An 11,999-nucleotide genomic window follows, 5' to 3' on the forward strand; every position below is an offset into this window, starting at 1 on the left:
GAACCCGCGACTTCGACCTTGGCAAGGTCGCACTCTACCGCTGAGTTATTCCCGCTTTTGTCATTATTAAGTTTTTTATAATTATAATCTCACACTTTGAAAATGTCAATAGCACTTTTGTGGTATAATAATTTTAAAAGGAGAAGAATAAAATGAAAAAAATAAAAAAATTATTCTTTTTGTGGTTAATATTCTTTTCTGTAAGTTTTTCAGACGAAGTTATTGAACAATTTTTTTCTCAAATAAAAAATTTAAAAGAAAAATCAAAAACTGTGAGAATTGAAACTATGGAAAATCAAATCTCCGGTGAAATAAATTTTTCAGATGAATCATATAACCTGATAAAAATCCCATTTCAGCAAATATTTCAGAAAAATTTACCCAAAAAATTAAAATTTGATGGATATATGAGAGGCAAATTCTCATCTGAATCAGATAAACTTGAATTTGAATATCTTTATATGTATTTATCCACTGAGATAGATAATTTTGTTTTTTCTCAGATAAAAAATAAAATTCAAATTCTTATACCATCCCTTGGGATAATCCTGAAAGATACAAAAGAAAATATGGAAAACTTTGGAAAGATGCAACAAAAAGAAAACAATCAGCAGAATAATTTTTTACCTGTAAATTTTCTTGGAATAATATTTTCATATTTAACAGAGAAAGAAGACGAAATTAAATCAAAAATTCAATTTATAAAGGAAGGAGAAAGAGAAAATATAAAGACCTTTTTTTATAACTATCGATTTCCTGATGGAAACATGACTTTTGAAATATTTGATAATTTTTACACTTTTAGCAGCATAGAAATTCTCAATAATAAAGACCAGACAAGTGTAATTTTAAATTATAAGGTCCCTGAAAAAGGAGTAAAAATTTGGTCCTATCTTCCAGATGGAATTAAGTTAAGGAGCGAAAAAGATAAAAATTTAGTAATTATTAATCTAACGGATATAAAATATAATAAGTTGTTTTCTGAATCTGATTTTAAAATCAAAGAGATGACTTTTCCAGAATTAATAAGTTCTATTTTTTTAAAAGTTTCAAAGTAAATTATCTCTTGACACATTTTTTTAAAAAGGGTATAATATTTAATCAAGTTAATAAACAAATTAATAAAACAAAAAACAAAAATTCCAAAATAAAAATTTCTTTTTAACCCAAAAAGGAGGTGAAGAATGGCTGCTAAATTTAAAATTAGACCGCTTGGCGATAGAGTTGTAGTTGAACCGCTTGAAGCAGAAGAAAAAACAAAAGGTGGAATAATTCTTCCAGACACTGCAAAAGAAAAACCACAGGAAGGAAAAGTTGTTGCTGTTGGAAAAGGTAAACTTAACGATAAAGGAGAATTAACTCCACTTGAAGTTAAAGTAGGAGACAAAGTTTTATATGGTAAGTATTCAGGAACAGAAGTAACTGTTGATAATAAACAGTATATAATTTTAAGAGAAGAAGATATTCTTGCTATTGTTGAAGAAAAAGAAAAATAAAAAGGAGGTGAAAGATGGCAAAACAAATATTACTTGGTGAAGAAGCAAGAAGAAAGATACTTGAAGGAATGGAAATAATGGCATCTTCTTTAAAACCAACTCTCGGTCCAAAAGGAAGATGTGCAGTTTTGGAGAAAAAATTTGGATCTCCAACAGTTATAAATGATGGAGTAACAATTGCAAAAGAAATTGAACTTGAAGACCCATATTTAAATCTTGGGGCTCAACTTTTAAGAGAAGTTGCATCAAAAACAAACGATGTTGCAGGAGATGGAACAACAACTGCATCTTTACTTGCTGTTACGATTGCTAAAGAAGGGTTTAAAAATGTTGCAGCAGGAGCTAATCCTGTTCATTTAAGAAGGGGTATTGAAAAAGCAGTAAAAGCAATCGTTGCAAAGTTAAAAATGATGAGCAAACCAGTAAAAGATAAACATGAAATTCAGCAGGTAGCAACAATAGCAGCAGCAAATGATACAGAAATAGGTAAGATTATAGCAGAAGCAATGGATAAAGTCGGAAAAGAAGGAGTTATAACTGTTGAAGAAGCAAAGGGAACTGAAACAGAACTTAAAGTTGTTGAAGGTATGCAATTTGATAGAGGATATCTCTCTCCTTATTTTATAACCGACCCTGAGAGAATGGAATGTGTCCTTGAAGATGTTTATATTTTAATTCATGACAAAAAAATCTCATCTGTTAAAGATATTCTCCCACTTCTTGAAAAGATTGCTCAATCAGGGAGACCTTTACTTATAATTGCAGAAGAAGTTGAAGGAGAGGCACTCGCAACTTTAGTTGTTAACAAAATGAGAGGAACATTACAGTGCTGTGCAGTTAAAGCACCTGGATTTGGAGAAAGAAGAAAAGCAATGCTTGAAGATATAGCGATTTTAACCGGTGGTCAGGCAATTATGGAAGAACTTGGACTTAAACTTGAAAATGTTGACCTTTCAATGCTTGGAAGAGCAAAAAGAGTTATAGTTGACAAAGAAAATACTACAATTGTTGAAGGTGCTGGTTCTGCTTCAAAAATACAAGGAAGAATCAATCAGATAAAAAGTGAAATTGAAAAAACAACATCTGATTATGACAGAGAAAAATTACAGGAAAGACTTGCAAAACTTGCAGGAGGAGTTGCTGTTATCAATGTTGGAGCACCAACAGAAACAGATATGAAAGAAAGGAAAGCAAGAGTTGAGGATGCTTTAAGCGCAACAAGAGCAGCAGTTGAAGAAGGAGTTGTCCCTGGTGGAGGAGTTGCATTAATCAGATGTCAGGATGAAATAGATAAAATAAAATTTGATGACCCTGATGAAAAAACAGGAGCAATGATTGTTAAAAAAGCACTTGAAGCACCTTTAAGACAGATAGCAGAAAATTCAGGACTTGATGGAGCGGTTGTTGTGCAGAAAGTAAGAGAAAGTGATAATCCTAACTTTGGATTTAATGCTGAAAAAGATGATTTTGAAGACCTTGTAGAAGCAGGAATTATTGACCCAACAAAGGTTGTAAGAAGTGCTCTTGAAAATGCTTCAAGTATGGCTGCATTACTTCTAACAACTGAATCACTGATTACAGAAATACCTGAAAAGAAAGAAAAAACAGCAACCCCACCTCCTTACCCTGAATATTAATGAAGGAAGCCCGCCACTTAATTGTGGCGGGCTTTTTTATTTTAAAATGAAAAGGTATCATCTATATGTAAAAGGTATAGTCCAGGGAGTTGGATTCAGATGGTATGCACAGAGAATAGGAAATTCTATTGGAGTAAGTGGATGGGTGAAGAATTTACCAGATGGTTCTGTTGAAATAGTTGTGGAAGGAGAAAAAGAAAAAATAGAGATATTCATAGAGGAAATGAAAAACGGGTATCTTGGAAAAAACATAACAGAAATAGAGAAAATTGAGGAGGATTTTAAAGGAGAGTTTAAAGGTTTTGAAATAAGGTTCTAAAAATGAAAAATTATAAAGATGTAGCCAAAGAAGGACTTGATGCAGAATTACCTGAAATTGAGTGTTTTGAAAATCAATTCCCATCCTATACAATTACAATTATAATTCCAGAATATACCTCTCTATGTCCGAAAACCGGCCAACCTGATTTTGGAACAATAACAATTGAATATGAACCCGATAAAAAAGTTATTGAATTGAAATCATTAAAAATCTATATTCAGGCATACAGAAACCTTGGAATTTTTTATGAAAATGCTGTCAATAGAATTTTAAGAGATATAGTAAAAGCTGTAAATCCAAAATGGGTAAGAGTTAAAGGTGAATTTAATCCAAGAGGTGGAATAAAATCAATAATTGAGGCAAAATATCCATAACCTATAATATATGAAAAAAAATGAATTGCCTCGTAAAGTTATTATAGGAACAATTATAAAAAGTTTCTGGGAAGAATATCCAGGAATTGAAAAGAGGTTGTCACAACTTTCCCAAATTATAGATGAAATAAACCTGACTTCTTTAAAAATATATAATCGTAATGTTGATATTATTGTGCTTCCAGAAGCAGCAGTAACAGGTGGGAGAAAAGGCAGAGCACTTGAAAGGTCTTTACCTTTTAAAGGAAAAATTCAGCTAACTTTTTCTTTTTTAGCAAAAAAATATCAGTGTTATATTACTGTACCTATGGAATTAATTGAAGATGAAGAAAGGAAAATATGTTATAATGCATGTATTCTAATAGATAGAAATGGGATGACAATGGGTATTTACAGAAAACTTCATCCTGCAATAATATTTGGAAGTGAAGATATGGAAGGTGGAATTACTCCTGGAAAAGAAGTTCCTGTTTTTGAATGCGATTTTGGAAAAGTTGGAATTCAAATATGCTTTGATATGGAATTTGATTACGGATGGAAGGAAATGGCAAAAAAGGGAGTAGAACTTGTTCTATGGCCAACACAATCTCCTCAAACAAGTCATCCTGTTTTTAGAGCCATGCAGTACAGAATTTATATTGTTTCAAGCACATGGAGAAATAATGCATCAATTTTTGAACCAACAGGGAAAATAACTGCTCAGATAAAAGAACCGGAGAAAATACTTGTAAAAGAAATTGATTTGAGTTATGTTATTCTACCATGGGCTCCTCAATTAAAAAATGGTGAAGCATTAAGAGAAAAATTTGGAGATAAAATCGGATTTAGATATTATGAAGATGAGGATTGTGGCATTTTCTGGTCTAATGATTTTTCTTTACCTGTAAGTAAAATGGTAAATGAAATTGGATTGGGTGACTGGAGTTTAGAAAAAAAACGTTTAATAAAGTTTTTTAATAAAATAAGAACTAGGAGGTATTAATGAAGATATTTAAGGAATTTTTCTTATTTTCAGTTTTATTTATTTTTGCTGGGCAGATGAAAGTAATTTCTCAATCAGTAATTAATCCAATGGATGAATACCTTAAAAAATGGGAAATATACATAATTAATGTAAGCAAATCAAGATATTGTGATAAAGAAATGGGAGAGGAAATAGGATGGCTGGTAAGTCCTTTTTTAAATGGTTTTTATTACGGATATATGGCAACAGAAGATACAAAATGGATTGATATGCTTATTGACTGGACTGATTCTCTGCTTAAAAGAGCGATCAAAGAACCTGATGGATATATAGGATGGCCTAAAAAGGGTTCAGGAGGTAGTTATGCTGGAAAATTTTATACTGATAGTTTATTAGGTGAAGCCATGGTTTTCTGTCCTGTAGTTAAAATGTCAAAAGTAATCCTTGAAACTCCTTTGTTGAAAGAAAAATATGGGAAAAAAGCAGAAGAATATATAAAACTTGCAGAAAAAATTTTTGAAAAGTGGGATAAAAGAGGTTGCTGGAGAGAAACAAAAGCAGGTGGTGTATGGGTTGTTCCTCCTTTCGGTATAGATGAAACAACAGGGAAATGGACAGAGGGATATGAAAGAAAAGAAAAAGATGGTTTTACAAATCCAGCAAATAAACAGAATTACATTGCTCAATATTTGATTGCATTATACGACTGCACAGGAAAACCCGTTTATAAAGAAAGAGCAGAAAAATGGTTTAAAGAAATGAAATCAAGGATGAAATTAAGAGAAGGAAAATATTATGTGTGGAATTACTGGGATCCTGCTGGTGAATGGGATTATAATCCTGATGGCTCACCAAAACACTGGATAGGTGTTCATCCGAATGGTGGATATTATTCTATTGATGTTGAAGGTATTGTAACTGCTTATGAACACGGAATCGTATTTACAAAAGAAGATATTGATATTTTAATTGCAACAAACCGCGATTTTATGTGGAATGGTGAAATAAAAGGAGCAAAATTTAAAAGAATTGATGGTGGTAAGCCAGACCCGAGATGGCCGGATACACCTGGAGTTCTATGGACATCTTTAATTTTCTATGATGAGACATTAAGAAAAATTTTTGAAGCAAATCATAAACCTGATAGTTGGAGTGGTTTAAAAATAACTCCATGGTATTTCACAAAATTGAAAGAACTTCAGAAATAACTTCCTATTTTTTTCAAAAAAACGCAGGTTACTGCAACAATATAAAATTCAAATGGAATATTTATAAAAACATAAATGAGGTCAAGCAATTTTGAATTAAAAAATAATTGAATGAATTTTAGAAGAAAATTTAGGCAGTAAATGATAAAAAAATAAATAATTATTAAAACTCTGTAATCCCTCAAAAACTCAAAGTTTCTCTTGAATGCCTGTTGCCACTCTAAATTTTCAATTACAATAAGAGGTGGGACAAAAAAGAAAAAAATTAAAATCGCATGAAAAAATTTAGCCATATATATCGTAAATTTTGTATAAGGTAAAAAAATTGAAAAGATATATAATGGAGCAAGTAAAATCAACTTAATTAAAAAAATTGACCTTGTAAATTTTAATGCATGAAAATCAAATATCTCCTTTTCTTCCTCTGAACTCAACAGATAGAAAATGTAACTGTTAAGAACTGCTGATAATAAAGTAAATGAATATAAAGCAAACGGTATTGTTATAAAAGACCAAACAATTAAATTTTTATTAAAAATTAACTGTGAAAGTTTTTTAATGTAAAAAGGGGATAAAGTTATTAAACATGCAATCAAAAAAGGAAAAAAATTTTTTAATAGAAAAATCTTTGTTGTTTTTAAATCTTCAGGAAAATCATCAGAAATTTTACGCCATATTTTAAAACTGAAAACAAGGAATAGAATAACTGTAATATTATATGGAACTGAAACAGAACAGATGGAAAAAGGAAGTTGGCCAGTACTTGAAATGAATTCTTTCTTAAAAGTTATCCATAAACTTCTAAACTCAATTTCGGTAAAAAATTTTAAAAAAGAGGTAGAAATTAAGGGTTTGTAATGGTAAAAGTAAGAAATCAAAATGCTAAAAAAATTTTCAAAGATAAACAGAAGAATAAAAATACTAAGAATTCTTTGTTTAGATTTTAATATTTTGAATCCATCTTTAAAAACTTCAATAAAAAATTCAGTTTTTAAGATAGTTTTTCCCATTATTTTATAAGTTCTTTGTATTCATAATCAGGAATGGCACCCCTTTTTGATGTAACAAAAGCACCGAGTTTATTCGCAATTTTAAGTATTTCTTCAGGCGCAAGTTTCTCAATATATCCCTTTATAAAACCAGCAGAAAAAGCATCTCCTGCTCCAACAGTATCAACAACCTCTACTTTAATTCCTTCCTCTTTAAAAAATTTATAATCCCAAAACATTATTGCTCCATTTTCTCCAAGTGTTGTACATATAACCTCAATATTAAATTTTTCTGATAGTTTACTCATTATTTCCTCATAACTCCCTTTTATACCAAACATTTCGCCTGTTTCTTTCAGTTCATTTTCATTTAATTTCAGAATATCACTTATTTTTAAAAGATTTTCAACCAGTTCCTTATTATAAAATGGCTTTCTGAAATTTATATCGCAGAATTTTTTACAATTTTTAAGAACTGAATTTAACCTAAAAAATGTATTCTTTGTTTTATCACTTCTTAAAGCAAGCGAACCAAAACAAAACATTTCTATTTTTTTATTCTGCAACTTTCTTATTTTTTCTTCTTCCAGTTCTATAAAATCCCATGCACCTGGATATACAATTTCAAATTCAGGTTGATTTTTATTCAATTTTACATTCACAATCCCTGTTGGTACATCATCTATTATCTTTATAAATTCACTTGAAAGATTAAATTTTTCCATCGCTTTTAAAATTTTTTCTCCTCTTTCATCCTTACCAACAGCAGAAATAAAAATAACATCCATACCAATTTTTTTCAGATGACATGCAAGATTAAAAGGTGCACCGCCAAGATATTCATTACCCTCAATTAAATCAAAAAGAACTTCTCCAAAAACAAGTACTTTTCCCATTTAACTTACGAGATATTTTGCAAAAATATCAATTTCTATATTAACAGAATCTCCAACTTCCCTGTACTTTATATTCGTATTTTCAAAAGTGTACGGTATTAAAAAAATTAAAATCTCATCTCTTATAATTTCTGCAATAGTTAAAGATATTCCATCAACTCCAATTGAACCCCTTTTAACAAAATATTTTCTGTATTCTTCTGGAATTTTTATTTTCATTAAATAAAATTCACCCTCTTTTCTCAATAAAGAAATCCTTGTTTTAAAATCAATATGTCCTGTAATAAAATGTCCACCTATTCTATCTCCTATTTTCAATGCCCTTTCAAGATTCACATATTCACCAACTTTTACTTCACCAAGATTTGTTTGTTTTTTCGTTTGAGAACTTATAGATACAAAAAAAGTATTTTTTTCTATTCTTTCAACTGTCAGACATACTCCATTTACAGCAATACTATCTCCAATTTTTAAATCTTCAAAAACCTTATTCCCTTCAATTAAAATTTCAAATCCATTCCCTTTACCTCTTTTACCTTTAATTTTTCCAGTTTCTTCAATTATTCCTGTAAACATATTCTCCCCTTTATTAAAATATCGTCTTCAATCCTTTCTATTTCTATCTTTTCAAGTTCAACTGCTTCATTTATATTTTCTTTATCTTTTCCACCAATAATAGACAAAGAATTTTCTCCACCAAGTATTTTATTCCCTATAAATGCCCATATCTCATCAAAAATCCTGTTTTCAAAAAAAGAAGTTAGTGTATATTTTCCGCCTTCAACCAAAAGAATTCCAATATTTTTTTCAATAAGCAATTTTTCAAGCAGTTTATTTATATCAAATTTTCCATTCTCAAATGGTATTTTAATATAATCAAAATTTGTCTTAATTTTAAATTTTTCAATTTTTTCATCTTCAATTTTCTCATCAAAAACAATCAAAACTTTTGATTTCTCATTTTCCCATATTTTTGCATCAAAAGGAATTTTTCCTTCAGGGTCAAGAATAATTTTAAAATATCTTTTCCTATCTATTATCTCCTTTTTTGTTTGAAATTCAGGTGCTATATAATCTAAAGAAGGGTTGTCTTTTAAAATAGTATTAATTCCTATAAGAATTCCATCAACTTCAAACCTTTTTTTCTTTAAATATTCTCTTGTTTTTTCTCCTGTTATCCATTTAGAAGAACCATTATACGTTGCTATTTTCCCATCAATTGTTTGAGCCCATTTCAAAATTACATAAGGTCTTTTTTTTGTTATATTTGTTATGTAAAATCTGTTAAATTCCCGTGCCTCTTCTTCTAAAAATCCATATCTTACTTTTATTCCATTCTCTTCAAGTATCTTAAAACCATTTCCATTTACAAGAGGATTCGGGTCTATCATACATGCAATAACTTCTTTTATTCCTGATTTAATAATTGCATCTGTACAGGGTGGAGTTTTTCCCCAGTGGCAGCATGGTTCAAGATTTACGTATAAAGTTACTCCTTTTGCTTTATCCTTTGCTTTATTCAATGCTTCAATCTCTGCATGTAAAAGTCCAAAACCTTTATGATATCCTTCCGCTATTATTCTTGAACCTTTTGCTATTACTGCACCAACAAGAGGATTTGGACTAACAAGACCTTTCCCTTTTTCAGCGAGTTGAAAACATTTTTTAAGAAACTTTTTATGTTCAATCATTTATTTTCACCACAATTTTAAGTGCATCTCCTGTCCTTACATTTTTTATTCCCTCAACTATTTTTTCAAGCGGAATTACATCTGTTATAAATTTTTTTGCATCTATTTTACCTGTTGAAACTAAATCAGCACCTTTTATATAGTCATTCCTGTTTGAAGCAAAGGCACCGAATACAGATATTTCTTTATAGTGAATTATATTTGAATCAATCTGAATAATTGAATCATCCTTTGGTAGTCCTCCAAAAAAACTTATCCTTCCTTTTGAACCTATTATTTCAAGAGCATCCATCTGTGCTTTTTTAGCAGGACATGCAGTAATAACAACATCTGCTCCAAAACCATCTGTCATTTTCATAACCTCTTCCTTCAAGTTTATTTTATTCGGGTTCCATAAAATTATATCCGGAAAATTTTTACCGAATTTCAATAACCTCTCATAAGCAGGGTCAACAATTACAACATTTTTACAACCAACTGCTTTTGCAAGAGATGCATGCATAAATCCAATTGGTCCACCTCCAAAAATTAAAACAAAATCATCTTTTTTTACATTCAAATAATTCTGTCCATTTATACAACAAGAAAGTGGCTCAATAATTGTTCCTTCAAGTAATGAAACATTTTCAGGTAATTTTAAAACCGCTTTCTGTTTAACTGCATCTTCAGGAATAATTAAATATTCAGCAAATCCACCTTTATAATAATAACCAATTGCCTTTGTATCAGGACATAAATTATAAAAACCTTCTTTGCAAATCTTACACTTTCCACAACCAATTGAAGTAACAACTGTAACCTTATCACCAACTTTTATTTCAGGATAACCAACATTTTTCCCTATTTCTGCAACTATACCTGTTATTTCATGTCCTATTATGGCAGGTGGTATTACTTTTTTATGCCCTGAATAAAAAATCCTTACATCAGTTCCACATATAGCACAATAGGAAACTTTTATCTTTATTTCATTTTCCTTACATACAGGTTCTTCTACATTTTCAACCCTTATATCCTCAATCCCATAAAAAACCGCTGCTTTCATTTTTTTCTCCTTTCATTTTTTCTCAACTTTTATTTTTTCTCCACTTTTTACATTTTCAAGTATTTTTAGGTCTGATTTTATTTTTCCTATTATCTCAACAGAACTTGCTGGAATTATTTTATCTCCTTTACTTATTGGAGTTGGACCAAAAAATAAACACATACATTTCCCATCAGGCCAGTATCCTATATCTCCTTTTTCAACTTCATTTTTTGGGTTTTTAATTTCAGAAGATACAGGAATTTCAAAATATATCTCTTTACCCCATAATCTTGCTTTTGAAGAAAAAGGAAGTGCATCAATTATTTTTTTCCCAAGTTCTGTTTCAAAAATTTCACATTCAATTTCTTCTCTTTCAAACTTAATTTTTACTTCCATACCTTCCTCCTTTTATTTTTATTTTAACATTTTTTTGTGATATGATATAAAAACCAAAAAAGGAGAAAAAATGGTAAAAATAGGAATAATAGGTTGTGGTGGAATGGGAAGGTATCACGCAAATATTTTAAAGAAATTTGAAGATGTCAAAATTATTTCTGCTTCTGATGTAAATTTAGATACTTTGAATTCTTTTAAAAATGAGTTTGGAGTTGAAGAAATATATGATGATTTTAATGATTTAATTAAAAAGTCAGATGTTAATGCAATAATCTGTGCCACTCCAACAAATCTACATTATAAAATAGTTGTAAAAGCAGCAAAAGCAAAAAAACATATATTCTGTGAAAAACCAATATCTGTAACTTTAAAACAGGCAGAAAAAATGATTGAAGAATGTGAAAAAAATAAAGTAATTCTTCAGATTGGATATGTGAGGAGATTTGATGATGAGTGGTTAAAATTTAAAGAATTGATGGATAAAAAAATTATTGGAAGACCAGTTGTATGGCATCAGATATCAGGTGGTTATGGTCCTTCACCTGAATGGTTTTATGATATTAAAAATGGGATGGGTCCTTTTGTTGATGGAGCTGTTCATTCTTACGATTTTGCTATTTTTACATTTGGAAAGGTTAAGAAAGTAAAAAGTTCATTAACAAAATTTAAAAAATTTACCTCTCCTGACACTGGTATTGTTTCTGTTGAATTTGAAAGCGGAGATATTCTTGTTTTATGCTGGAGTTGGGGACTTCCTAAAAATACTACTTGCCAGCATATTCATCAGGCACTTGGACCTTATGGAGTTTTAATTTTTGATGGTTTCAGAGATGATAAAGGAAGATATTTTGTAATAAAAAAAGAAAATGAAGAGGAAAAAATAGGTCCAATTCCTTTAAATTCTCTTGGTATAGGATTTGAAAAGCAGATGGAACATTTTATTGATTGTGTAAAAAATAATAAAAAACCAATTGTAGATGGAATTGCTGGTTATGAATC

At 29.9% G+C, this 11,999-nt stretch carries 14 protein-coding genes; 8 read left to right on the plus strand and 6 right to left on the minus strand.

What is annotated here, in order from left to right; all coding sequences use genetic code 11:
• Positions 1 to 152: 152 nt before the first annotated feature.
• From PKV21_06360 to PKV21_06390, 7 genes are all read left to right on the plus strand, one after another.
• Complete coding sequence (locus PKV21_06360) at positions 153 to 1,058, plus strand: hypothetical protein (GenBank protein HOM27111.1); 906 nt, start codon at positions 153 to 155, stop codon at positions 1,056 to 1,058.
• Between the two features lie 126 nt (positions 1,059 to 1,184).
• Positions 1,185 to 1,496, plus strand: a complete 312-nt coding sequence (groES, locus tag PKV21_06365; GenBank protein ID HOM27112.1) for a co-chaperone GroES — start codon at positions 1,185 to 1,187, stop codon at positions 1,494 to 1,496.
• Positions 1,497 to 1,510: 14 nt separating this feature from the next.
• Positions 1,511 to 3,133, plus strand: coding sequence for a chaperonin GroEL (groL, locus tag PKV21_06370; protein HOM27113.1), 1,623 nt, complete (start codon positions 1,511 to 1,513; stop codon positions 3,131 to 3,133).
• A 46-nt stretch (positions 3,134 to 3,179) separates the two neighbouring features.
• Entirely contained in the window at positions 3,180 to 3,452 is a 273-nt protein-coding gene (locus tag PKV21_06375) for an acylphosphatase (protein ID HOM27114.1), read from the plus strand.
• A 2-nt stretch (positions 3,453 to 3,454) separates the two neighbouring features.
• Positions 3,455 to 3,829 (plus strand): preQ(1) synthase, encoded by a 375-nt coding sequence (gene queF, locus PKV21_06380; GenBank protein ID HOM27115.1) that lies wholly within the window; start codon positions 3,455 to 3,457, stop codon positions 3,827 to 3,829.
• Positions 3,830 to 3,839: 10 nt separating this feature from the next.
• Positions 3,840 to 4,811: a carbon-nitrogen hydrolase family protein gene (locus PKV21_06385; GenBank protein HOM27116.1), complete on the plus strand. Its 972-nt coding sequence runs from the start codon at positions 3,840 to 3,842 to the stop codon at positions 4,809 to 4,811.
• On the plus strand, positions 4,811 to 6,001 hold the full coding sequence (locus tag PKV21_06390) for a hypothetical protein (GenBank protein ID HOM27117.1): 1,191 nt from the start codon (positions 4,811 to 4,813) through the stop codon (positions 5,999 to 6,001). The genes PKV21_06385 and PKV21_06390 overlap by 1 nt, the downstream gene beginning before the upstream one ends.
• On the opposite strand, the gene PKV21_06395 is transcribed toward PKV21_06390, so the two are convergent.
• From PKV21_06395 to PKV21_06420, 6 genes are read right to left on the minus strand one after another with little or no spacing between them, the layout of a single operon-like run.
• On the minus strand, positions 5,992 to 7,011 hold the full coding sequence (locus tag PKV21_06395; protein ID HOM27118.1) for a hypothetical protein: 1,020 nt from the start codon (positions 7,009 to 7,011) through the stop codon (positions 5,992 to 5,994). The genes PKV21_06390 and PKV21_06395 overlap by 10 nt on opposite strands.
• Positions 7,011 to 7,886 (minus strand): carbohydrate kinase, encoded by an 876-nt coding sequence (locus tag PKV21_06400; GenBank protein HOM27119.1) that lies wholly within the window; start codon positions 7,884 to 7,886, stop codon positions 7,011 to 7,013. The genes PKV21_06395 and PKV21_06400 overlap by 1 nt, the downstream gene beginning before the upstream one ends.
• On the minus strand, positions 7,887 to 8,462 hold the full coding sequence (locus PKV21_06405; protein ID HOM27120.1) for a riboflavin synthase: 576 nt from the start codon (positions 8,460 to 8,462) through the stop codon (positions 7,887 to 7,889).
• Complete coding sequence (gene ribD, locus PKV21_06410) at positions 8,447 to 9,577, minus strand: bifunctional diaminohydroxyphosphoribosylaminopyrimidine deaminase/5-amino-6-(5-phosphoribosylamino)uracil reductase RibD (GenBank protein ID HOM27121.1); 1,131 nt, start codon at positions 9,575 to 9,577, stop codon at positions 8,447 to 8,449. The genes PKV21_06405 and ribD overlap by 16 nt, the downstream gene beginning before the upstream one ends.
• Positions 9,570 to 10,622 carry an alcohol dehydrogenase catalytic domain-containing protein gene (locus tag PKV21_06415; protein ID HOM27122.1) on the minus strand — a complete coding sequence of 351 codons (1,053 nt, stop codon included), beginning with the start codon at positions 10,620 to 10,622 and terminating at the stop codon, positions 9,570 to 9,572. Before PKV21_06415 ends, ribD begins: the two co-directional genes overlap by 8 nt.
• A 12-nt stretch (positions 10,623 to 10,634) precedes the next feature.
• A complete protein-coding gene (locus PKV21_06420; protein ID HOM27123.1) occupies positions 10,635 to 11,000 on the minus strand; it encodes a cyclophilin-like fold protein in 366 nt (121 codons plus the stop codon).
• Positions 11,001 to 11,070: 70 nt separating this feature from the next.
• On the opposite strand from PKV21_06420, the gene PKV21_06425 reads away from it, so the two are divergent.
• The coding region (locus tag PKV21_06425) for a Gfo/Idh/MocA family oxidoreductase (protein HOM27124.1) at positions 11,071 to 11,999 on the plus strand (929 nt) is incomplete at its 3' end.

The organism is bacterium (genome assembly GCA_035371905.1).
Lineage (GTDB): Bacteria > Ratteibacteria > UBA8468 > B48-G9 > JAFGKM01 > JAMWDI01.